This window comes from Vibrio sp. 1069 (assembly GCF_033340555.1).
The window spans coordinates 556,662-579,199 of sequence record NZ_JAWOWP010000002.1 but is presented as its reverse complement, the minus strand read 5'-3'; the positions used below and the strand labels follow the sequence as shown (position 1 = coordinate 579,199).

At 44.1% G+C, this 22,538-nt stretch carries 19 protein-coding genes; 10 read left to right on the top strand and 9 right to left on the bottom strand.

Translation table 11 applies throughout. The annotated features are described in order from the left end of the window. The first annotated feature begins 9 nt into the window (after positions 1 to 9). Positions 10 to 1,362 carry a molecular chaperone gene (yegD, locus tag R7040_RS05665; RefSeq protein ID WP_064354650.1) on the top strand — a complete coding sequence of 451 codons (1,353 nt, stop codon included), beginning with the start codon at positions 10 to 12 and terminating at the stop codon, positions 1,360 to 1,362. A gap of 340 nt (positions 1,363 to 1,702) precedes the next feature. On the opposite strand, the gene R7040_RS05660 is transcribed toward yegD, so the two are convergent. Next, complete coding sequence (locus R7040_RS05660; protein ID WP_005375841.1) at positions 1,703 to 2,176, bottom strand: copper chaperone PCu(A)C; 474 nt, start codon at positions 2,174 to 2,176, stop codon at positions 1,703 to 1,705. Positions 2,177 to 2,269: 93 nt separating this feature from the next. Further along, positions 2,270 to 2,731, bottom strand: a complete 462-nt coding sequence (locus R7040_RS05655) for a hypothetical protein (RefSeq protein ID WP_005388493.1) — start codon at positions 2,729 to 2,731, stop codon at positions 2,270 to 2,272. A 439-nt stretch (positions 2,732 to 3,170) separates the two neighbouring features. Here R7040_RS05655 and R7040_RS05650 point away from each other — a divergent pair, with 439 nt between their 5' ends. Then, positions 3,171 to 4,220 (top strand): hypothetical protein, encoded by a 1,050-nt coding sequence (locus R7040_RS05650; protein WP_017634220.1) that lies wholly within the window; start codon positions 3,171 to 3,173, stop codon positions 4,218 to 4,220. Positions 4,221 to 4,317: 97 nt separating this feature from the next. Here R7040_RS05650 and R7040_RS05645 read toward each other — a convergent pair whose 3' ends face one another. Both R7040_RS05645 and R7040_RS05640 read right to left on the bottom strand, forming a co-directional pair. Continuing rightward, on the bottom strand, positions 4,318 to 4,614 hold the full coding sequence (locus R7040_RS05645) for a hypothetical protein (protein WP_017634219.1): 297 nt from the start codon (positions 4,612 to 4,614) through the stop codon (positions 4,318 to 4,320). A 149-nt stretch (positions 4,615 to 4,763) separates the two neighbouring features. After that, complete coding sequence (locus R7040_RS05640; RefSeq protein ID WP_064354651.1) at positions 4,764 to 5,963, bottom strand: DUF5666 domain-containing protein; 1,200 nt, start codon at positions 5,961 to 5,963, stop codon at positions 4,764 to 4,766. An 89-nt stretch (positions 5,964 to 6,052) separates the two neighbouring features. Between R7040_RS05640 and R7040_RS05635 the strand changes: the two genes are divergently transcribed. The 3 genes from R7040_RS05635 to R7040_RS05625 all read left to right on the top strand — a co-directional run bounded on the left by R7040_RS05635 (position 6,053) and on the right by R7040_RS05625 (position 9,001). Next, the gene (locus R7040_RS05635; protein ID WP_025998582.1) at positions 6,053 to 6,721 is read left to right on the top strand and encodes a response regulator transcription factor; all 669 of its coding nucleotides are present in this window, start codon (positions 6,053 to 6,055) and stop codon (positions 6,719 to 6,721) included. Continuing rightward, positions 6,693 to 7,934, top strand: a complete 1,242-nt coding sequence (locus R7040_RS05630; RefSeq protein ID WP_017634216.1) for a sensor histidine kinase — start codon at positions 6,693 to 6,695, stop codon at positions 7,932 to 7,934. Before R7040_RS05635 ends, R7040_RS05630 begins: the two co-directional genes overlap by 29 nt. 137 nt (positions 7,935 to 8,071) lie before the next feature. Continuing rightward, the gene (locus R7040_RS05625) at positions 8,072 to 9,001 is read left to right on the top strand and encodes an SRPBCC family protein (RefSeq protein WP_053307749.1); all 930 of its coding nucleotides are present in this window, start codon (positions 8,072 to 8,074) and stop codon (positions 8,999 to 9,001) included. Between the two features lie 146 nt (positions 9,002 to 9,147). Here the strand turns inward: R7040_RS05625 and R7040_RS05620 are convergent, their stop codons facing one another. The 5 genes from R7040_RS05620 to R7040_RS05600 all read right to left on the bottom strand — a co-directional run bounded on the left by R7040_RS05620 (position 9,148) and on the right by R7040_RS05600 (position 15,776). After that, positions 9,148 to 9,603, bottom strand: a complete 456-nt coding sequence (locus tag R7040_RS05620) for a hypothetical protein (RefSeq protein ID WP_005375850.1) — start codon at positions 9,601 to 9,603, stop codon at positions 9,148 to 9,150. 12 nt (positions 9,604 to 9,615) lie between these two features. After that, on the bottom strand, positions 9,616 to 11,394 hold the full coding sequence (locus R7040_RS05615; RefSeq protein WP_017634214.1) for a S8 family peptidase: 1,779 nt from the start codon (positions 11,392 to 11,394) through the stop codon (positions 9,616 to 9,618). Between the two features lie 249 nt (positions 11,395 to 11,643). Continuing rightward, positions 11,644 to 11,985 (bottom strand): hypothetical protein, encoded by a 342-nt coding sequence (locus tag R7040_RS05610; RefSeq protein ID WP_025998581.1) that lies wholly within the window; start codon positions 11,983 to 11,985, stop codon positions 11,644 to 11,646. A 10-nt stretch (positions 11,986 to 11,995) separates the two neighbouring features. Further along, on the bottom strand, positions 11,996 to 13,909 hold the full coding sequence (locus R7040_RS05605) for a tetratricopeptide repeat-containing diguanylate cyclase (protein WP_005387588.1): 1,914 nt from the start codon (positions 13,907 to 13,909) through the stop codon (positions 11,996 to 11,998). Between the two features lie 610 nt (positions 13,910 to 14,519). Then, positions 14,520 to 15,776, bottom strand: coding sequence for an aromatic amino acid transport family protein (locus R7040_RS05600; RefSeq protein WP_054574325.1), 1,257 nt, complete (start codon positions 15,774 to 15,776; stop codon positions 14,520 to 14,522). A 379-nt stretch (positions 15,777 to 16,155) separates the two neighbouring features. Between R7040_RS05600 and R7040_RS05595 the strand changes: the two genes are divergently transcribed. The 5 genes from R7040_RS05595 to R7040_RS05575 all read left to right on the top strand — a co-directional run bounded on the left by R7040_RS05595 (position 16,156) and on the right by R7040_RS05575 (position 22,510). Next, entirely contained in the window at positions 16,156 to 16,590 is a 435-nt protein-coding gene (locus tag R7040_RS05595; RefSeq protein WP_318095471.1) for an N-acetyltransferase, read from the top strand. Between the two features lie 292 nt (positions 16,591 to 16,882). Further along, on the top strand, positions 16,883 to 19,546 hold the full coding sequence (locus R7040_RS05590; RefSeq protein WP_258635091.1) for a nitrate reductase: 2,664 nt from the start codon (positions 16,883 to 16,885) through the stop codon (positions 19,544 to 19,546). Between the two features lie 20 nt (positions 19,547 to 19,566). Next, positions 19,567 to 20,472 carry a uroporphyrinogen-III C-methyltransferase gene (gene cobA / locus R7040_RS05585; RefSeq protein ID WP_318081121.1) on the top strand — a complete coding sequence of 302 codons (906 nt, stop codon included), beginning with the start codon at positions 19,567 to 19,569 and terminating at the stop codon, positions 20,470 to 20,472. Further along, complete coding sequence (locus R7040_RS05580) at positions 20,469 to 21,422, top strand: glycosyl transferase family protein (protein WP_226083057.1); 954 nt, start codon at positions 20,469 to 20,471, stop codon at positions 21,420 to 21,422. The genes cobA and R7040_RS05580 overlap by 4 nt, the downstream gene beginning before the upstream one ends. Positions 21,423 to 21,592: 170 nt before the next feature. After that, positions 21,593 to 22,510 (top strand): dienelactone hydrolase family protein, encoded by a 918-nt coding sequence (locus R7040_RS05575; protein ID WP_048625125.1) that lies wholly within the window; start codon positions 21,593 to 21,595, stop codon positions 22,508 to 22,510. The last annotated feature ends 28 nt before the right edge of the window (positions 22,511 to 22,538 follow it).

Here is a 22,538-nt window from a genome sequence, read left to right as displayed (position 1 = left end):
GGAGAAACAATGTTTATCGGCTTTGACTATGGTACTGCAAACTGTTCAGTGGCTAAAATGGAACCGGGTGAGCCAGTACTGCTTAATCTAGAAGGAAACAGCCCTTTTATTCCTTCCACCCTTGCTGCACCGAGTCGTGAATCGGTATCCGAGCATTTATTTCGCCATCGAGATATTAAACCATTAGATCAAGTTGGTGAGCAGGTTTTACGCCGGGCAATCAATTTAAACCGAGAAGAAAGTATTGACTTAGAATCCGACGACATTGCGTTTGGTCAGGATGCACTTAATCTCTATTTGGAAGATCCTCGCGATATCTATTATGTGAAATCGCCGAAGTCTTTTCTTGGTGCATCTGGCTTGCGTGATGTGCAATTGGCTTTTTTCGAAGACCTTGTCTGCGCGATGATGGACAATATTAAGTCGCAAGCCGAAAGCGATGCGCAGCAAAGTATTACCGATGCTGTGATCGGCAGACCAATTAACTTTCATGGGCGTGGCGGTGAAACGGCTAACATTCAGGCTGAACGCATTTTGTTGCGGGCAGCGAAACGTGCGGGCTTCCAAAATGTGGAGTTTCAGTTTGAGCCTGTCGCGGCGGGCCTAGAGTATGAAGCGACACTCAGCGAAGATAAAATCATTCTAGTAGTCGATATTGGCGGTGGTACAACGGACTGTTCGTTGATCCAAATGGGACCGTCTTGGCGCGGCAAAGCAGATAGGACCGCAAGCTTGTTAGCTCACAGTGGCCAGCGTGTCGGCGGGAATGATCTTGATATCGCGCTAGCATTTAAGCAGCTCATGTTCCCTTTTGGCATGGGAAGTAAAATGGAGTCAGGCATTGTGATGCCGACTACCCAATTCTGGAACCCGATAGCAATCAATAATGTAGAAGCGCAGAGTGACTTCTATTCGCGAGAGAACCTATCAGCGTTAAAGTTGCTTCAAAAGCAGGCTCAAGAGCCAGAAAAACTTGCTCGTTTGCTAGAGGTGTATCATGAGTCTTTAGGCTACAACATTGTTCGCCGTGCCGAAGAGGCAAAAGTGGCACTTTCAGAACAAGCTTCTTACCGAACTGGCATCAACTTACTATCAGAAACGATTGAAGTTGATGTACAACGTGACGAAATGATCGAAGCGATCCAGTCGCCAAAGAATAAAATGACGGCGTTGGTGACAGAAGCGGTAGAGCAAGCTGGAGTTAAACCCGATGCTATCTTTATGACTGGAGGTTCGGCACGCTCGCCAATCTTGCGCGATGCGGTGCAAACCGTACTGCCAAGTATTCCGGTTGTCAGTGGAAACTATTTTGGCTCAGTAACTGCCGGCTTAGCTCGTTGGGCTGAGGTTTGTTTCAAGTAGAAAGAAAGCCGATTAACAGTGGGTCTTTGTTGCCAAACTTATGATTTCATTTAGGCTTGCCAAGTGATGGTTGGAGAACTTTGTCGAGAGGTTGAGTTTTAAGCGGGTAGGGAACCTTTTTAGGATCTTAAGTCTTTCAAGGTCATTCTGAATAGTGAGGGACGAGCGTGATTTAGAATCTCTTGCCCGAGCACGCTGTTATGATATGTGACCCCGTTTCGCCGAGCGTTATTCATCACCATTATTCTGAAGAGTCGAGTTAGGATCTACCGGAATAATGATTTTGACTAAGCTGAGATAAAAATGCCCGCTAAATCAGCGGGCACTTTTGTTTACGTCATTAATGGTGCATGTGTTTTTCCATGTGACCTTGTTTTTCAACCGCCATTTCTACTTCCACTTTACCCGCGTTTTTGAATGTTAACGTCATAGGGAAGCGGTCGCCTTCTTTAAGAGTTTGTGTTGGGTTAAAAATCATTAAATGGAAGCTGCCTGGCTTAAACAACACTGAGTCATTGGCTGGAACGCGCACTTCGTCAATCTTAATCATTTTCATCACACCATCTTCTTTCTTATGCGTGTGAATTTCGACATGCCCTGCGATTGGGCTTTCTGCTGCGATCAATGCATCTTCACTGTCACCGTGGTTGGTTAATTGAAAAAAACCACCGATAACAGGTGCGTTTGGTGGCGCTTCGCGGCTCCATGGATGGTCGATATGAATTTTTCCTGCTTCATAATCGTGCGCTAAACTCAGTGGGCTAGCGATGACAGCAATAAGCGCGATAGCGGCGGTTTTTAATGATTTAAGCATGTGTTTTTCCTTTTGAATTAATAGCTTCTCTGAATGGACAACAAACAGAGTCATCGTTATTTTTGAATAAAGTTGTCAATGATTAGATGCCTGTTAGGCAGGAAAAACACTCGGCGGAGAGTGCTTAGGCGCGATGTGTTTGTAAACGAGCTTATCGCATTTTGAAAAGTGATAAGTCGTCAGTGCATACTTTACTCGGCGCAGCCAATGGATGGTTGTCAGGTAAAGCCCAATCGCAACTAAAAGAAAGAATTGAACAGCTTGAAGAAGCGGGCATTCAAACTGGAAGCCGTCGTGTAAGTTAAGATCTTGGATGAGCTTAGAAGAAGATTGAGCGTTAGCCTCAATCAACGTATTGATATCCACCCATTTGAAACCATCTGCGGTACACAGTAAAACCTTTTCACTTTGGACTTTGTTGAGCCAAGTTGTGCTGTGAACTTGTGTAGGGTTAAGAGCGGCTGTGGACGCTAAATACAACTGAAACAACACCGCGATAATAACCGCAATAGCGTGCAAGCGATGGTGTTTGTGCTGTATTAGAGTGTTTTCCATACAATTAAGTGCTTATCTTCTTCGGCGCGGGATACTAACAAATTAACCAAACAATGTAATTATCAGTTTACTAAAAGGTGATGCAAGTGTGCATTATTTGTTTTATTGTCTATTTTTAACGCTTTAATGTCTTGATTCGGCTGACATTCACAACCTCCAATTCAACTTGTCAGTCTTGCCTAGTCGCTTTTGAAGATACCGAATTAATCTCTCTTATATGCCACTGAAGCTTCGGTTAGTGGGTGTCGTGGTGGTGTTTTTACGTGCTAGATTTGGCTGATATCGATTCAAAATGCACACCGAATCTTCACTTGTTTTCCATTAACGGAATTATGACAGTAATTTAATAAAGGATACGGTATTCTGCGCTCCTTTGTACATGCCAGAAACGTCCGTCCTACTTAGTCGGAGGGGCGATTAATCTTAAGAAATTTCTCAAATGAAATACGAACAACAGATTGGATATCGATACCCTAAAGGTCGATTTGCCATGGTGAGTGTATATGCATTCACCGGTGCTGCGATTTTAGCATCGACTATTTTTTCTCTATTGCTGTTTTTGTCTATCGACGAAAATCCGATGATGCAAACCTTATTTGGTGGTTTAGCGATCATTTTTGAAGCGGGTAAATTTTACGCTTGGTATGAATACGGTGAGCGCCGAGCCCATCGCAACTACACAGGAGCAGCAACCGCTCTCGTGTTTTATTTAGTCTTAGCTGCGATTTCCATTGGCGGTAGTATTGGTGGCATTAATAGTGCAACCAATAGTGCACAAAGTCATATTTCGGTAGAGCAGGCGAAAGTGGAAGCGTTTAATCGTCAGATTGCGGCAATCGATAAGCAGATTGAGCTCAACAATATGGCAGCGCAGAAATACATCGAGATGGAGCGTATCGCGACTGGTGTAACTCGCATTCAGGATCAAAACAAAACCTTACGTGAAGAGCAGCAACGCTTGGCTATGGAGCGTGATAGTTTACCGCCGGTTACGCAAGGCTCAGTGATTGGTTTGATTGATAGCCTAGCCAACGCATTTGGTACTACCTCTCAGCAAGCTCAGCTTGGCTTGGTTGTATTTCTTTCGATTCTTTTGGACTTCTTTGCTGCATTTTTTGTTGGCTTGATTGGTGAAGAGCAACGGTTCCGATATTTCTATCGCAGAAATGAGGGCATGATATTGAAAACAGTTCGCGATATAGACCCAGCGCCTGCGGGTTATCTTCCTCATATAAAAGAGGAAGAAGAGCAAGAAATACCAGCTGCGCCGGAGCCAGAAGAACCAAAGGAACCGAAAACCTTGTTAGAGCAAGTTAGCGATGCACTTAAAACGCATCAAATTACGTGCACCAAAAAAGCCGTTGCTAAACAGTTTAGGCTGTCTGCGGAAGAGGTAGACAAGGTATTTGAAGAATTGGCAGAGCTCGGTTTAGTGGGGAAAAAAGCCAACCACCATTATCATTGGATAGGTGAAGCAGAGACCGCATAATTGGTTATCTATTAAAGTTCGGAAAGAGCGTCAATCGGCGCTCTTTTTTTTGGGGAGGGGGGAGTTTCGCTATTAAAGTTAACTACAAGAAAGCGTATCAATCTTTATTGAGCTTTTTGGTTACGTCTTTCACCGTTTTCTTCTCTTTTTCCGGTGTCATTGCATCAACAGCTTTACCCGCCATCCCTTCATCTGGCAATTTGTCTTTTCCTGCATCAACTGCGGTATCTTTCAGTGCCTCTTTAGGCGTACAGCGCCCCCCAACACCAACCACGGCTTTTGTCGCAGCGGCTTTAGCTGCCTTTTCTGCATCGCAGTCAGGATCCATCACGCTAGCTAAGCTCGTGGCTGAACCAAAAAACAAGATTAACAAAATGAGGTTGCGTTTTTTCATAGTTGTCACCAATGTTGTGAAACATAGGTAAAGTGTAACGGAGAGAAAAGGTTTTGGCTGAGAATTTGTTGGTTTGAGCTTGGGAAGCAAAGTAAGGTAAAAAGAAAAAGTGCCATCGAAGTGACACTTTTTCTTAAGCGTAGAAGGGATTAGTTGTCGTAAACGTCTAACTCCACTTCACGGGCAATATTTTGGTCGTTAATGATCACACCTTCGACTTCGACACGAGCACCATTTAGGTTAAGTTCTTCGATGCCTTGGAAGCGTGTTTGTGCATCAATCACAACGGTCGTGTTGTTTAGCAATTGATCTGCGTCGTTTTCGCAACGCTCGATTTCAAATGTTCTTGCTTCAGCATCGTAGTTTGATACGTATCCTTCACATTCAAATTCTTTACCTTGCCATTGGTTGTTATCGTCAAAGTCTGGTTGCTCAAACTCAATAACGGTAGCGATGCGTTTGCCATTTTTCATGATAGACGTTACTTCCACTTCTTGGCCTTGTTTTAGGTTCGCTTTGCTGCCGTCTTCAAATCGTGTTGCGTTATCGATGAAGAATGCTCCTCGGTAGTTTAGAGAGAACTCACTATAATCCTTGGCAACCCAAGTCACGATACCTTCCACATCGCTGTCATTTTTTAGATCGTCGTAGTCTTCAACTTGTACCTCATGTGCCATGAAGATACCGTTTTGCATTTCACCTTCTACTTCCACCCATTGGCCGATGCTAAGTTGGCTAATGTTGTCGTAAGATACGGTTATATTTGTACCAAGCTCAAACGTGCCAGCATTTTCATCGGTACTAGTAATGCGACCTTCCAGTTCGTAGTAGCTTCCAAGGGCTGGGTAATCGTTATCTACGTCGATTTCGACCACAGACAGCACTCGATAACCCGCATCAGCAGTTGGCAATGATGACACCATCACCCAGTCGTTGACCTCTATATCATCACTTAAACCGTCAAACTGCAGATCTACGCCGTTTACCGTAAATGTTTTCTTCACATGATCAATCGCTGTGACACGTCCTGTAATGGTTGGTTCAAGTGTGACTCGGACGCCATTATTCGAAGCTTGCCGAATATCTGACCCCACGCGAACCACCATTTTTGGTTTTACATCGGCCAGTTGCACTTGTGTGTCGTCATAAACCACCTCAGACACACGATACGTATGTCCATTGACGGTTAACGTGCTTTCTTCAGCGTTGACCGCTTCAACAGAGCCAATCGCTACACTTGGTTTCACTGCTGGTTGAGTTGATGTGCTATCGCTATTGCTGCCACCACCTGAACCACCACAACCAGACAATGCCAAACCTACTACAGAAATAAGAGCGAGTTTTTTCATTGTATTAACCTCAATTTACGAGCGAGTTTAGGAAATTGCCTGTATCTTATTGGGCATATCGTGAAGAGATCGTGAAGAAATGTGATTTTATGAAAATTTTAATTGTAGATGACAACCATAACGTCTCGGAGACGATTGCAGACTATCTTGAGCTAGAAGGCATGATTATCGATTGTGCGTTTCATGGAGAGGCTGCGATTAAGTTAATCGAGGAAAATCATTACGATGTAATCATCATGGATATCATGATGCCGAAGCTCGATGGCATCAGTACGGTACAGAAGCTTCGACAAGATAAGTTATGTGGAACGCCAATTCTCTTCCTAACGGCAAAAGATACGCTAGAGGACAAAATCGCGGCTTTTAAAGCGGGGGGAGATGATTATTTAATGAAGCCATTTGCGATGGAAGAGCTCAGTTTGCGTGTTCATGCTTTGGCTAATCGTGGTCCAAGACAAGATATCGGAACGCTCAAATTTGCAGATATTTGTTTAGATGCGCGGACAGGAAAAGTAACGAGAAAAGACAAAGAAATTAAGCTGAGTCGAATTCAAACTAAAATTTTAAAATTGCTCCTCCAACGTGCTCCAGCAGCGGTCACGCGCACAGAAGTGATCGATAGTGTGTGGGGAGACGAACCACCCGGAAGTGATGCACTTCGTAGCCATATTTACGGTTTAAGAACCGCGCTAGACAAAGGTTTTGAAGAATCACGATTAGAGACTATTCATGGACAAGGTTACCGACTTAAAGCATAACGAATATCCAAGCATTTATCGCAAGATCCGTTGGGGTTTTGGGGTCATGACGTTTGTGATGTTTACTCTTTTTTGGTCGCTGATTTATGTGGCAGAAAACAAACTGGAAGTGCTGAGTTTACATCACTGGCTAGATACTGAAGCTGCGCTTTATAGTGAGAATTTCGAGAAACAGGGCTGGGATGCGCCATTGCCAAACGTATTGGAATTCAACTCATATTGGAGTGAAGCACCGACACCCGATTGGTTGCTCTCTTTTACTTCACCTGGTTTTTACGAATACCTGCTTGGTGAAGAAGACAAACACTTTGTTGTATTGAACCACCCCTCAGGGAAGGGGCTTATGTACATTGTATTTCAAGATGACTCAGATGATTACTTGGACGAATACGAAAGCTCGCTGCATCAGTTTACGCTGCTGCTCGGTGGTTTGTTTTCATTTGTCATGGTTGGGTATGGCATTTACATGGTGCGAATATTGTCTCGGCCATTAGCGCAAATTGAAGACAAAATTAGCCAAATGTCACCGGATCAACCCGCTTTCCAAGTTGAAACTAAGTTCAGCGAAACACGCCAGATAGAGCAGACTTTGCTGGATAATAAGAACGATATCGCGGGCTATTTCAAACGAGAGCAAGAATTTAGCCGTTTTGCATCGCATGAGTTGAGAACGCCAATCATGGTGATTAAAGGCTCAACAGACATTCTGACGCGTCTTCCTGATCAACCTCGAGTTGCGCAAAAAGCCATCACGAGGATGCAGTCAGCTTGTGACGAGATGCGTGTACTGACAGAAGCGTTTCTCTTACTTGGTAAAGAGAAAATAGAGCCTCAACATTACGGAGAGCATCAGCTTCTTACTTGTTTACAAAAACAACTGGAAGAGCTGGCTCCTTTATTTGCCAAGCAAGATTCGAACTACGCTTTGCACGAACAACATAGTGGTGTAGTGAAGGCACCAGAGAGTTTTGTGACCATTGTTATCAACAATCTGATTAAAAACGCCTTTAGCTATAGTGTGGGAGATATTGAAATTGAGTTGAAAGGTCATGCGCTTAAGATCCTAAACCGTCACGATGGCAACGAGACGTACAACGCTGGTTATGGTTGTGGGCTTGTTATCGTACAACGAATATGTGAACGGATGGGGTGGGCGTTAGTACTGGACGATGATGGTGTTCGATTTAGTGCAAAAGTGGAGTTCTGCTCTTAGCTTTGCGCGTATTGATTCAAGTGAGAATTAACGCTCTGGATTTTTCTTGTCGTACGCATCTAACCCGTAGTCAAACAAGAAAAAACTGGAATTTGAATTAGACTGAAGTTAGTGAAGCGGAAACTCGAGGAACCGTTATGCTCTCTTATCAGGTCAGCCGAAGTATTGAAATTAATAAGAATCAAAGTGAAATTATTGGCTATCTCAAGAACTTCAATAACTGGCCCAGCTGGTCACCATGGATCATTCTTGAACCAAGCTGCGAGCTGACATTCAGTGATAATCAGGGCCACGTTGGAGCTGGTTATCAATGGAATGGTCAGCGTATTGGGACTGGCGCGATTGTACTGGAAAGTACTCAAGAGCATCGATTAGATATGGAGCTACATTTCTTTCGCCCAATCAAGAGCCATGGAAAGGTGACTCTAATCGTGACGCCGTCACAAAATGGCTGTTTAGTCGAATGGCAAATGCAATCTCGCGTCCCTTGGTATCTGTTCTTTCTGAAAAGTATGTTTAAGTCGATGATAGAGATGGATTATCAACGTGGGTTACGCATGCTCAAAAGTAAGCTTGAAACCGGAAGAGTGCATTCAGACTTAGTCGAAATAGGTAACCGAACGTTGCCTCAAATTCATTACATTGGGATCAAGGGTGTGGCTAGCTTGCAGGAATTAGGTTCGGTAATTGAGAAGCATGTTCAGCAACTAGAACAGTTAATTAGTGACGAAACCCTATCCGTGAATGGTGAATTGTTTTGTTATTACCAGTCGATGGATATGCAGAAAGGTACATTCGAGTTTATCACTTGCTTTCCTCTTCATAACTCAGTACCAGCGCCTCAAGGGGCGGTTACCGGTACCATTCCTGAGAGTGAAACATTTGTCGTTGAACACCGAGGTGAATATCAGTTTTTGGGAAATGCATGGGCTTTAGCGATGAACTTGGTTCGTCAGAGTGATATGAAAGTCAAAACCAGTCCTTTAGGAATCGAACGCTATCTGAATAGCCCGAAGGAAACCACGGAAGAAGAGCTAAGAACGGAAATTATTTTGTTTAAGAAATGACAGGCGCAGGCGAGTAGGGTGTTTAGGTATCATACTGGTTATGCGAAATGTTATTAAAGAATAATAGCCTATCTGTTCCTACCCATAAAAATGCCTCAGCAATCGCTGAGGCATGGTTTTACAGGCCAACTTCTCTTGTTAGAGAATTATTGTGCACGGTATTTACCGCTGTTTAGTTCAATTTTAGACGCTTTTACCCGGCTGTCTGCGTTTAGGTAGTCGCTAATACTTAGCAGATCTTGATCTTGAGATGCTTTTAACACCGCTGATTCCCCCTCTGCGAAGATAACTTCTAATTTTAACTCTTTGGCGACTGCTTTCGCTTCGTTAGGATTGTTTACGGTGATATAAACCAGTCCAGTGGCTTTGGATACGTTACTAAACGCATTCTTAAACACCTCATCACCCGCTTGAAGTTTTACGTCTTCAGATAGGGTTCTAATAGTGCCAGTTTGCACTTTTCGATAATCTTGGCCATTAATCTCAACCGCTTCTGATGGCACAAACAGTTCTGGTGCAGGCTGTTGAGAGAGCTGTTGCTCAGCGTATACACTCGACGTCATGATAACGAGAGCCAGCATAGAAAATGATTTGTATTTCATGTTATTGACTCCTTAGTGTCCAAATATGCGCATCGACCAGTTCTTAATAACACCGGGCTGAGCGTTGTTTGCCATTGGAACGTCATAGATGGTGGAAGAGTTGAAATATGCAATGTAAGAATAGACTTCATCGCCGTTCGTATCTATTGCTCGCAACGTCCATTCGCCTTTTGCATCTTCGCCATAAAATTGGTTAGACAACATTAATTGATCTTTGTAGCCAGTAATCGATGAATCAAGAGATTGACCAACAAGACCATTGCGCGGTGTTTGCAAAACGGAACGAGTCCCTGATGGCGAAATGAGCTCGATAGCTAAGTCGGGCAGACGAGCGTGGTCCAGTGTCAATGTCACTTGAACGGATTCTACTGTCAGCTCATCGGCAATGGCGATACTTGAAGAACCACCAACTAGACTTGCATCGGGTACACTTACTTCTGTAGCGTTATTAACCCATGGCGTAATGACTTGAGTTGGCAAAACACGATTCGTCATGCGAGCACGTTGCATCGCTTCATCTAAATCTACAGCGCCGAAGCCATAAAAAGTATGGAAATCTACGCCTGCTGCGTTTTTCTGCCAAGGGGCAATTGCCTCGTAGCTAACCTGTTCACCATTATGGTTAGTAAATTCAAGCTGTACGCCTGGATGCGCTTTATCCGTTACTTTTGCTGTCTCCGCTAGTAAAGCACGTACATCACGAGCAGAAAGTGCGTGGTTGGTTGACATGATTGCCGCGATGGCACCCGATGTGTTCGGCGCAGCCGATGAGGTTCCATTCATCGTACTGGTATAGTTGCAGTTCGGATCGAGCTCCGTTCCGCCGTGTAACCCATTAATGCCAAGGCCATCACTGGTATTTTGCCCTTCTTCACAACCCATTAAATCAGTGGTGACCATAGCAGGGAAATCTTGCCCATATTCACCTGCTGGTGCTGCAACCCACACGTTCGACCCCACCGATGAGTAACTCGCTCGCGTACCATCCGCTCGTAGTGCACTAGTGACTAAATTGAAGTAATTGGCGTTATCATAAGACTGAGCAGAGTTGTGCATCGGTAAGCCTTGATTGTCTCCACCAGCAAAGAAGTTACTTGGCAATACGAAGAATCGCCCTGTATTGAAATAGCGGTAACCATTACCTGCTGACTTTACAAATACAGCACCTCGACCCCAGGCGTTACTCTCGCTGACGTTTTTCATCACGTCCATTTCAAGTTTTAGTTGAGGGTCGCTTTCATCAAAAGTAATCGGGTTTATAGGGCTGAAACCGTAACTTTGGTTAAATACGCGAACATCGCGTGTTGCTGGGTCCATGCCATGGGAGATTAACCAGCCTTCTAATGTCTGGTTGGCTAACCAGTTAAAACCGATGAGGGAAGAGTGAGAAGCGACACCGCGTCCGCCTTCACCGTTGTTGCCGACGGCGCTAATCAAACCGGCTACAGCAGTGCCATGACCATTAGTATCAACCGGATAACTTGGTGGGAATGAAGAGTCTTCGACGAAGTTTCTGCTACCTGTAACTATATTACCTGCAAGGTCGGGGTGATCGATCTGAACTCCAGAATCAATGACGGCAACTTTCACACCAACACCTGCAATCCCCATTGCCTGAGTGAGCCTAGTGTTTAAGTCGTTCCCAGCAACAGCAGGATTAGCCGCAAACGCAGTTTGCCCCGTGTTGTCTAAGTGCCATTGTTCAGAATAGAGTGGATCAAACGCCGAGACGGCAGGTGCAATGCCTACTGCCAACATAGCAGCAAATAGGCGATTAATGCGTATTTCCATTTTTGACCTCATGTCTTTGTTTGGAATTTTTTAGTTCCTGTTTCATATTCCGCTAACAGGAACAAACAAAGCTAACGACAAAGAATAAGGACGAAAACCATTTACAACTTGTTTACATTAAAAGTTCGATGGACAACATAAGTCTTTGTTAATTTACTGAAACCATGAGGTTTTTATATGTCGCATCGAACATGCATGAAAAATGAAAAGCAGAAAATACGAGTGTACCGTCTGCTTCAAGATGGTGGGTTATTTAGTTGAAGCGGGTTGAATAGTTGCGATTGGTTTCTTGGGTTCGGCTTTTTTCTTAGGCAGCACGTTATCAATCCACTTTTTAATGTACAACTTATCGAATTCTTTATCACACCACTTTTTGTTTAATCCACGTCGATTGAACTCAGCACCAATCGCCACTTTGGTTTGGTTAGTTGCACGGTTGTAGTAGAGAGTTTCACATAGTTGAGTGTTACTCATTTGCTGGGCATATACGTTGACACTGCTGCTGCGCATTCCCAGTTGAGATGCTTGCTGATTACTACACGCCATAAGAAATAGAGGCGCAAAAGTAATAATGATTAGATTTTTTTTCATGTGTGCTTTTTTATGATGTAGGATGAATGACGAACTGGTTTCTACCAGCTTGCTTCGCATCATACAAAGCTTGGTCTGCCAAGAAAAACCATTGATCCCATTCTTGTTTAATTATTTGTGCCGACAGTTTGTCCACTGCTCCAAGGGAAATTGTCGCGTTTAATGGTTTAGAGTCAACCACCAATGGCGTGTTTTCAACAGTATATCTCAATCGCTCCAAAAACTTAGCGCAATCTTCAGCTCGCTGTACTTCGAATAATAGGACAAACTCTTCTCCACCCCAACGAATGAGTAGGTCACCAGAGCGAGTGGATTCATTAAATAGCGTGGCAATATGAGTCAGCATTTTATCGCCAATATCGTGTCCATATTGATCATTAAAGGTTTTAAAATGATCAACATCTAAAACTGCTAAGGCAAATGTTCTATCTGGGCTTCTACGAGCCATTTTGTCCAGCCAAATGTGAAGATAGCGACGGTTATGCAGTTGAGTTAACGGATCGGTAGTATTTTCTTGAGTGAGTGCTTTATTAATACGTCTAACGCGCAGTACGTAACGAAAACCAACGACACCAATTGCCGTAATAGCGATAAAGTAGAACATTTCTCGATAGCGCTGCGAACGCAGTTCAGACGCTTGTAGCGCATTTTTTGTTTCTAGCAATTTGAGTTCTTTCTGGGCTAACTTAGCTTCGAGATCAAACTTAATGTTAATCATCTCTTCACCATGAATATGATGAGAAAACTCAGCCTCCAGCTCTCTTAATTGGGTTAAATAATGAAAAGCGGCTTCATAGTCATTAAGAATTTGATGAGCGTTTACCAGTACCGAAAGCATATCAATACGCTGCCGCAGCTCTAATTCACTGGTTGACTTGGTTTGTTCTAGAACGTTAAGCGCTGTTGTAATAGCTTTATCGTATTGTTTGTTTGCGAGGTAAGCCTCTGCAAATGCCTCGTAACAAGACGTTTTTAGCATTTCTAGATTTTTTGGAATGGGCAGGTCTACGCAACGTTGTGCGACCATTAATGCATCATCAATTTTTCCTACCGAGCTCAACATTTGTGAAAAGCTGGATAAAGAGTGGTGCTTGACTGTGTCAGACCCCGTTTGCATTGAAAGTCGAATGGCTTCATTGAAATAATATTCCGCTTTTTTGTTATCTCCGAGGCTCGAGTGAACGATGCTAAGGTTTGCGTAGATAACCCCCATAAAAAAGCTATTATCGTATTGATATTCGCTCTCTAGGTAAGTGTCGAGAGCTTGCGTTAGGTAACTGTTGGCCCGAGCCCAATCTGATGCGTCGATGTAGACCGTCCCAATGTTGTTCAGTGTCATCGCGACTTGTATTTCAAATACTGTTTTTTCTAATAACTCATAGGCATTGCGATAATATTTTAGGCCACTGCGTAGTTGATTTCGAGATACTTCTAGATTGCCTAACCAGCGGTAAGCACGGCCTTCTAATGCTAGATAACCAAGATCACGGGCTGTAGAAACAACGTCATGGAGTAACAATTCTGCGTTCCAGTTATCGTCTTGCTCAATCATTGTTACAGCCTTATTGAGCTGTGCTTCAGCGACGACCCATTCCAAATGGTGCTTTTTACCGAATTCGATTAAATCGGGCATATCTTTCGGTAATGGAACGCCTTCGTAACGCTTAAGGTACTTTCGTGCAAAGTAATACAGAGCAAGAGACTCCGCTGATGCATTCTGTGGCGCATTTAACTCATCTTTTTGAATTGATCGCGGCTTACCCATCGAGCGAAAGTAGAGTTTTAACATGGGCTTGCTTTCTGCTGAAATGTGTTCTTCCAGATAAGCTTGCTTTTCGGTACTCGCCAGTACGTTGGTGGGATGCAAGAAAAGTCCAAGTGCAGTACAAAGTGCGCAAGCCAGTTTTTTAATTGAGAAGTGCATGAGCGTATTAATAAAATGTGATCTCTTAACCGAATACCAGTTAAGTCTACCATTTCTTGTTGGTTAAGTGCGGATGGATTCCCAGTGGCAAAGTGTTTTGGGAGTGAGATACGAGAAGGATCTCTATAATATTATGATTTATAAAACAAAATCTATTGAAAACTTATGCAATGATTAGGCGATGGTATAGATAAGGTAACGATGACAGGTAGGCGAGCATATTCGGTGGACTCAATCTAATGATTTAAGCCGCGGATTCATCGCTCAAAATCAGGGCGAAGTGTAAAAAATTACGTTTCTGTCATAAATATTTAATGTTTGTATGGGTTGTTAAAAAACTGGATATTAGACATAGTGTTATTAAGCCAATAAAAAATGGCTTTTATAATAAATAGGAGATTAACTATGCATAATGAAATGATTCAACCTTCGCACTTCGGCATTATCGGCCGTACCTGCATCGCTTCAGTACTTATGATTGCGGGTGTTTTCGCTCTTATTTAAGAGTCAAGGGTAACGATGATTACCTTTTAAAGAGTAAGAAAATTCAGGGAATCACCTTAACCTTGTGTAAGGTATTCCCCTGAAAATCCAAGCTAGTCTTTAGTTATTAGCTGAAGAAGCTAAAAATCAATGCACTTACCGCCACAATGCCTGCTGCTAGAACAAAGTAAGTAGAGACATTTCCTCGATATTGTTTCATCGCCTCGATTTTATACACCGCTAACATTGGCATAATAAATAAGATCATTGCAATAACAGGCCCTGACAATGCTTCCATCATACCAAGAATACTTGGGTTCATGATCGCGGCCGCCCAGATTGAGAAGAACAGTGCTGCCACGCTGATACGATCAACACGCTTCTCAGGTAGGTTAAAATGCTTGTTAATTAAACCATTTAAGCTTTCACGCGCACCTAAAAAATGCCCAAGGAAAGATGAAGTGATAGCGACAAACGCTACTAAAGGACCAAGTGTTGCAATAAATGGATTATCGGTTGCGTTCGCTAAGTAAGACAATACGGATACGTTTTGTTCTTTTGCTTGAGCCAATTGTTCAGGTGACAGTGTTAGCACACAGGAAAATACAAAAATAAGAACAAAGGCAATCAGCATGATGCTAGTGCGACGAAGAATAACTTCGGATTTGGCATCTGCCTGCTTACCGTAATGGCGACGTTGTACATTTGCAAAGCTTGAAATTGCAGCTGCGTGACTAAACGAGAAAATCACTACAGGAACTGCTAACCACATAGTGCTAGCAAAAGCTGACGCTTCTGGCACATCCATGACAGGCATGGTCCAGTTCGGTATTAAGTAAAATGATAGAAAGGCAAGAATGGCAACAAGTGGGAACACCATAATGGCAAAGGCCCGTAGCATTACTTTTTCACCCGCCATCATAATAGCAATTAGTGCAAACACTAGTACGCCAGAAAGCAAAGGTCTAGGTAAAGAAGCCATATCAGCCTGATTTACCATGAAGCTATCTACTGTGTTTGTTATTCCAACACCATATATCAACAGGATCGGGAAGATCGAAAGAAAATACAGCAGTGAAATAGAACGGCCTGCTTTTGCGCCGAAGTGCTCTTCCACTACATCAGTGAAGTCTGCGTTTTTGATCTTAGAAGATAGTACAAAACGAGCTAAGCCACGGTGCGCAAGATAGGTCATTGGAAAAGCAAGTACTGCCATCGCGACTAAAGGCCAAAAACCACCAATCCCAAGGTTAATTGGCAGAAACAGGATGCCTGCGCCAACGGCTGTTCCAAATAGGCTAAGAACCCAATGTGTATCATGTTTTGACCAAGCTGTGGTTGTGTTTATTTCACTAGGATTTAAGGCATTTCGAGATTCTTTCACTTTAAAACTCGCTTTTATAAAAATAATAATGCTGAAAATGGTAAAGGTTTTAGTGTTTATTATCACACGAGAAGCTTGGTGAATAATGCTGTGAATTTGGGGTGGTTGTAAATTATCCAACTATGAATTTTTCAATAAACCAGAATAAAGTTCTTAAATTTAATGCGTTTAATGGTTGTATGTGTTGAAATTTTCATCTTGTGTGGTTTTTGATTTTGCGGTTAAAACTTAATCACGGATGTATGTTCTAAGTGAGTTAGGCCTAATTTTCAGGAAGAATATTACATTTCTTAAGCACTTAATTGAGATGTTTGTGTCCCGTCATTTAGATGAGATTTAGGTATACTGCTGCCATTCATGTTAAAGAAGGAGTCATTGAATGGACATCTTGTCTGCGCAAAAAGAGGACTTATTTGCCATATATAAGATCGAAAATACTTTATTTGGAGAACACGCCTATCCTCAATTTTTCTTTCGGCAAGCTTTTGATTGTTGGGGAGAGAGTTTACTGGTAGCAAAAGAGGGAGAGCAGGTCGCAGGGTATATATTGCTAACGACTAGCACAAATGCACATCAATATTGGATCATGTCATTGGCCGTCGATATTCAACATAGAGGTAAAGGTATTGCGCGTTCCCTCCTAGAAAACGTTATTGCGCCGTTGACGTTAGGCTCAAGCGTGAAATTGACTGTCGATCCTAAGAACCAACCTGCATTGTCTTTATACCTCTCCCTTGGCTTTAAAACGTTAGAAGAAGAAGCGCATTATTTTGGTGACGAAGAATCCAGGTTAGTTATGGAATTAGTAAAGTAATACTGCACGATAATGACCGAAATTTGCACACAATCAGTGCGTAGCATTACGTTGCTATAATTGGTTTTAAGCTAACCATTTGTATGGTAAGGGTTTTTAATCTTGGCACCTCACTTGCTTTACATAAACGTTCATCGATAACTCGATGCGCCGCTCTTAATAGCAGGCGAGAGCGGTATAGGGTATTACTTTTTGAAAATGTACTAACAGCGTTAAAGGCATTGCTGCCTCTCTCGATTCGGGAGAGGCTTTTTTTTGCTAGTAAGTTGGGCTGAATCACACTGGAGGTGTTATGTCGCAAGGATGCAAAAAAACCACTTGTCCCTATTGTGGTGTTGGATGTGGTGTCGAGGTCAATGCGAAAGGAATCGTTGGGGATGCGTGTCATCCTGCAAATGCGGGCTCACTGTGCGTAAAGGGCGTCGCGTTGGCAGAGAGTTTGAATATGCCTTCGCGCTTGCTGTATCCAAAGCTTGTCACCAAGCAGCGACCTCAAGGGCAAGAAGTGCAATGGCAACAAGCCACGGATCTGATTGCAGAGAAGATTCATCAAGCGAAAGCGGAGTTTGGACCGGATTCCGTCGCTATGTATGTTTCTGGTCAGTTGTTGACGGAAGACTATTACGTCGCCAACAAACTCATGAAAGGCTATGTTGGCAGCGCAAACATCGATACGAACTCCCGTTTGTGTATGTCTTCGGCGGTTGCGGCTCATGTACGAGCATTTGGTGAAGATGTCGTTCCCGTCAATTACGACGATATTGATAAGACTGAGCTATTGATCATTTGCGGTGCTAATACCGCTTGGACGCATCCTGTTTTATTCCGACGTATTCAACAAGCGAGAGAGAAGAATCCTAATCTCAAGCTGGTGGTCATTGACCCTCGGGAAACGGTCACCGCGCAGCAAGCGGATTTGCATCTACCGATTAAAAACGATGGAGATGTATCACTTTTTAATGGGCTGCTTAAGTTTCTTATTGAGCAGCAATGCATTGATTCTGAATACATAAATTCCTATACCGACGGGTTTGATACACTTAAAGAAGAAGTCTCTGACTTGCGTTACGATGTCACTAATCTAACGTCTTCCATCGGTATTTCAGAAGAAAAACTCACGACATTCTTCCATTGGTTTGCGCAAAGCCCAACCGCAATCACTCTGTTTTGCCAAGGAGTTAACCAAGCCGAAAATGGTGTCGATAAAGGCAATGCCATTATTAATGCACATTTGGCGTCAGGCAAAATTGCCAAGTCAGGTTGCGGGCCGTTTTCTATTACAGGTCAACCGAATGCAATGGGTGGGCGAGAAGTCGGTGGATTGGCTAACCAATTAGCGATTCATCGCGCTTTTGACGCAGAGTCTATCAAGCAAGTGCAGACGTTTTGGGATTCACCAGAGATTGCCACTCAGCCCGGTTTAAAAGCCGTTGAACTGTTTGAGGCGGTAGAACGTGGTGAGATTAAAGTTCTGTGGATCATGGCAACCAATCCTGTTGTCTCTTTGCCAGATAACCAATTGATAAAACGTGCACTAGAGATCTGTCCGTTTGTGATTGTTTCCGATATCACAGCGGATTCGGATGTAGCGCATTACGCGGATCTGTTGCTGCCCGCCGCTGGTTGGGGTGAGAAGCAAGGCATGGTCACCAACTCTGAGCGTCGACTTTCAAGGCAGCGCCAGTTTCAAGCGCCTCCGGGTGAAGCAAAATCAGATTGGTGGGCGATAAGCCAAGTTGGACAAGCTCTGTGTGCATTGGAAAAATCACAAAATGGTTTTGCATTTACTTGTGAGCGGGCGGTATTCATGGAATATGCTGCGATGACAGGCATGAATGCCAATTCGCCATTGAAGCTAGATCTTTCTCAATACGCCAACTTAGCCGAGCAAGAATACGAAGAGTGGGTGCCGACACAATGGGGAGGAGAGCGCCCTTTTGCTGATGGCGTCTATTCGCACCCAGATGGTAAAGCGCGTTTTGTCGTGACCAGTGAATCTCCAACGCGTTTAGAAAGAACAAAAGGCTGGTGGCTCAATACGGGCAGGCAACGCGACCAATGGCATACCATGACGCGCACAGGGCATATCGCACACCTTGCCGCCTCTGAGTTAGAGCCAACCGTGTACATGAACACACTCTCTGCCACTCAAAATCGCTTAAAAGCAGGACAACTCGCCAAGCTGTTTCAGCCTACTTCAAACACCGGTATTTATGCCAAAGTTGCCATTGATGAAGGTTTGGGTTTTCAGGAGCTGTTTATGTCAATGCACTGGGCAGGTCGATATGGCGGCGAAAGCAGTGTTAACGCGATAGTAAACAGCGCAAAAGACCCTATTTCTGGGCAGCCTGCGTTTAAGTCATCTTATGTTGAAGTGCAAGACGCAGCGGTCAAAACCTACGGTATGTTCATCGGTACACAGTTTGATTCCGGCAAGATTCTCTACAGCGCATTTCAAGCAGAAAGCAATTTGGGCATTTGGCGCTTTGCACACGATAAGCGACCAAAGAAGCAGAGTTTTTGTCGAACGGAAAAGAGCCGCAGGATTACGATAGATATTGCCCAAGGTTGGCTAGCGGTGGATTACGACCTTGTTGGAGACGTTCGTATCATTCGCTCTGTTTTAGTGGTGTCTAATGAACCGATTCAAACCGACTACACCAACGTTACCGGCTTGATTGGCAAGCCAATGGAGCTATCGCAACTGCTTACCATCACTCAATCGCAAAGCAGTGCCAAACTGGTTTGTAGTTGTTTCCGTGTTACTGATAAACAAATACATGACGCGATGGAGAAGCAAGACTGCACTTCACTGACTCAACTTCAAAACAAACTCAAATGCGGCACTAACTGTGGCTCGTGCGTTTCTCAAATCAAACAAATGGTCGACAGCCATCAGCATCAAAAGGGCAAACAGCAAGCGAACCAGCAAAGTCTGGCGATTCAAATAAAGTAAGTCATAAAGAGGATAAGCACATGGAAGCGCCTTATCAAAAGTCTTGGTTTAAGAAAGGACAAGCGAGTCAGAATCAAGAACGCTCGTCTCGCTTTTCTAAGCATGACCAAGCAAGCAAACTGAACCAACTTTTAGAAGACCATTCAGTAAACCTAGACGCGAACCAGGAAGGTTTTGTCTCGATTGTCGGAGCTGGGCCGCACGATCCAGACTTGTTAACCGTAAAGGCAGTGAAAGCGATTATGTCGGCAGAGGTTCTGTTGTACGACCGTTTGGTTAACAAAGATATTTTGGAGTTGGCTTCGCCACAAGCCGATTGGATTTACGTGGGCAAACGATGCGGACAACCCAGTATTGGTCAGGAAGAAATCTGTGATTTGATGGTGTCGCTCGCTCAACAAGGAAAGCGAGTTGTACGCTTAAAAGGGGGAGATCCTTTTGTATTTGGCCGTGGAGGCGAAGAGGCGTTAGCACTCGTCAAACACTCAATCGCTTACGAAGTCATCCCCGGTATTACTGCTGCGATTGGGTGTTCCGCAAACAGCTTGATTCCGCTGACTCATCGTGGCGTTGCTCGCAGCGTTACCTTTGTGACAGGGCAAGTGGTAACAGGCGCATTTGAGGCTTGGAGCCAACTGATGCAAAGCGGACAAACGTTAGTCTTCTATATGGGGCTAGAAAAGTCATCGCAAATACAAACGGGTTTATTAGGCTCCGGTTTGAGAGAAGATTTCCCTGTCGCGATCATCACTCATGGTTGCAGCCCTCAACAACGAGTGCACGTTACACAACTCAATCAGCTCAATGATTTATCGATTACACTTAAAGGCGTGAGTCCAGCATTGATTGTGATGGGAGAAGTTGTCAAACTGCGCGAACAACTAATAGAAACAGTACAGTCAGTGACGAAATACGAGGGAATATGAGCAGCATTTTGGAATGTATTAGAACAGTCGGTCGTGGCGAACGTGGTAGAAAACCACTGAACTTTGACCAAGCGTTTCGAGTTATGGATGAATACCTAAACGGTGAGTGCGATGACGATCAGATGGCAATGTTATTGATGCTGATTCGTGTACAGAACGAGACTCAACAAGAAATCGCCGGCTTTGTGAAAGCATTCCAATCCCGCATGCCTGCTATTGGTGCAGACATCGACTGGCCATGTTATGCAGGTAAACGTGAAGCGGCAGGTCAACCTTGGCACCTGTTGGCAGCGAAGATCCTCGCCGATAATGGCCATAAAGTGCTGATGCATGGTTATCACGACCGTCAATCTGGTCGTTTGCATGCTGAAGATTACCTCGACAAGTTTGCTATCAAGAAAGCGGAATCAGCCGAAGACGCAAAACGTGTCTTAGACACACAAAACATCGTGTATCTGCCGCTCAGTGCGTTCGCTCCTCAAGCAGAAACCATGATCGGTTGGAAGAATCGTTATGGGCTTAGAACGCCGATTAATACTGTGGTTCGAGCATTGAATCCGGGGCAGGCGACGGTTGGTATTCGTGGTAGCTTCCATCCTGGATTCCAACAACTTCATGCTGAAGTCGAATACGAGATTGGTCAAACCGCTCATGCTGTTGTGTCCTTCAAAGGACAATCGGGTGAGTCAGAATACAACCCGAAAGTAAGCCAAACCGTATGGTTAAGCCAAACAAGCGGCGTGACATCGCACTACTGGACGGAGCAAATGCTGTCTGAGGTGCCAATGCCTGCGAATTGCCCATTTGGGACGTCAGAAGACGACATGAATCAAATGGCGAATACGGTTTTGGCAACGATGACAGTTGTACTCTTTGCTCAAGTGCACGATAGGGAACACGCCTTTGAACATGCGTTTACTTATTGGGAAAACTATTGTTGTGGCAGTTAATCCTGTGACGAGCTAACCGCGAAACGTTGTTGGATCGGAATCCTTTATCTATTGTTTGTGTAAGCTTGTCAGTGATGTATTTATCACTTGAAGTGTCTCACAGCTGATTGGGGCAAACATCAGTGAGGCCTGATGAGTTTACTTTTCGATAAGAAATGAGGACAAGGATAATGGTTCTAAAGCACTCAAATTCTAACAACAAGGCGTCACATCCCATTCCACAAGAAGCTTTCGATTGGTATGACGAATACGCACATGGCAAAATCTCTCGTCGAGAGTTTCTCAACCGTCTTGGTGGCCTCGCTGTTTTAGGTTTTAGTATGACGGCCCTGGTTGATGCTCTGACTCCAAATTATGCACTCGCAGAGCAAGTTTCCTTTAATGATCCTGAGATCAAAGCAACCTATGAAACCTTTGCTTCGCCCAATGGACATGGAGAAGGTCGCGGCTATTTGGTTGTGCCACAAAAGAAGACCTTAAAATCGCCGACAGTGTTGGTGATTCATGAAAATCGGGGTCTAAACCCATACATCAAAGATGTCGCCAGACGACTCGCGAAAGACGGCTTTATTGCTTTCGCTCCTGACGCGCTTTATCCACTCGGTGGCTATCCGGGGAACGATGATGAAGGTCGCGCCATGCAGAAAGAGATGGACAGAGCCAAGATCGAACAAGATTTTATTGCTGCTGCTAATTTCATTAAACACTACGAGGGTGGGAACGGTAAATTAGGCGCTGTTGGGTTCTGTTTCGGTGGATACATCGTTAATATGCTTGCAGCGGTAATGCCAGAAGAGCTGGATGCAGGTGTGCCTTTCTACGGAACACCGGCGGCGCAAGAGATTCAAAAGCAGGTCAAAGGGCCGTTGATGATTCACTTCGCAGGGCTCGATAAGCGCGTCAACGACACATGGCCTGCCTATGAGCAGCAATTGATCGCGAACGATGCGCAATATCAGGCGTTAATGTATGAAAACGTCAACCATGGCTTCCATAACGACTCAACGGCTCGCTACGCACCAGAAGAAGCGGCGCTCGCGTGGGAACGCACACTAGGTTTCTTCAAAGAACATCTCGCCTCTAGTTAAAACGCTTCAACTTTAATTGGCACATTCC

Bases quoted from the DNA above. Each gene is read 5' to 3' on its own strand.
- yegD (WP_064354650.1), top strand. From the start codon at position 10: ATGTTTATCGGCTTTGACTATGGTACTGCAAACTGTTCAGTGGCTAAA.
- R7040_RS05660 (WP_005375841.1), bottom strand. From the start codon at position 2,176: ATGCTTAAATCATTAAAAACCGCCGCTATCGCGCTTATTGCTGTCATC.
- R7040_RS05655 (WP_005388493.1), bottom strand. From the start codon at position 2,731: ATGGAAAACACTCTAATACAGCACAAACACCATCGCTTGCACGCTATT.
- R7040_RS05650 (WP_017634220.1), top strand. From the start codon at position 3,171: ATGAAATACGAACAACAGATTGGATATCGATACCCTAAAGGTCGATTT.
- R7040_RS05645 (WP_017634219.1), bottom strand. From the start codon at position 4,614: ATGAAAAAACGCAACCTCATTTTGTTAATCTTGTTTTTTGGTTCAGCC.
- R7040_RS05640 (WP_064354651.1), bottom strand. From the start codon at position 5,963: ATGAAAAAACTCGCTCTTATTTCTGTAGTAGGTTTGGCATTGTCTGGT.
- R7040_RS05635 (WP_025998582.1), top strand. From the start codon at position 6,053: ATGAAAATTTTAATTGTAGATGACAACCATAACGTCTCGGAGACGATT.
- R7040_RS05630 (WP_017634216.1), top strand. From the start codon at position 6,693: ATGGACAAGGTTACCGACTTAAAGCATAACGAATATCCAAGCATTTAT.
- R7040_RS05625 (WP_053307749.1), top strand. From the start codon at position 8,072: ATGCTCTCTTATCAGGTCAGCCGAAGTATTGAAATTAATAAGAATCAA.
- R7040_RS05620 (WP_005375850.1), bottom strand. From the start codon at position 9,603: ATGAAATACAAATCATTTTCTATGCTGGCTCTCGTTATCATGACGTCG.
- R7040_RS05615 (WP_017634214.1), bottom strand. From the start codon at position 11,394: ATGGAAATACGCATTAATCGCCTATTTGCTGCTATGTTGGCAGTAGGC.
- R7040_RS05610 (WP_025998581.1), bottom strand. From the start codon at position 11,985: ATGAAAAAAAATCTAATCATTATTACTTTTGCGCCTCTATTTCTTATG.
- R7040_RS05605 (WP_005387588.1), bottom strand. From the start codon at position 13,909: ATGCACTTCTCAATTAAAAAACTGGCTTGCGCACTTTGTACTGCACTT.
- R7040_RS05595 (WP_318095471.1), top strand. From the start codon at position 16,156: ATGGACATCTTGTCTGCGCAAAAAGAGGACTTATTTGCCATATATAAG.
- R7040_RS05590 (WP_258635091.1), top strand. From the start codon at position 16,883: ATGTCGCAAGGATGCAAAAAAACCACTTGTCCCTATTGTGGTGTTGGA.
- cobA (WP_318081121.1), top strand. From the start codon at position 19,567: ATGGAAGCGCCTTATCAAAAGTCTTGGTTTAAGAAAGGACAAGCGAGT.
- R7040_RS05580 (WP_226083057.1), top strand. From the start codon at position 20,469: ATGAGCAGCATTTTGGAATGTATTAGAACAGTCGGTCGTGGCGAACGT.
- R7040_RS05575 (WP_048625125.1), top strand. From the start codon at position 21,593: ATGGTTCTAAAGCACTCAAATTCTAACAACAAGGCGTCACATCCCATT.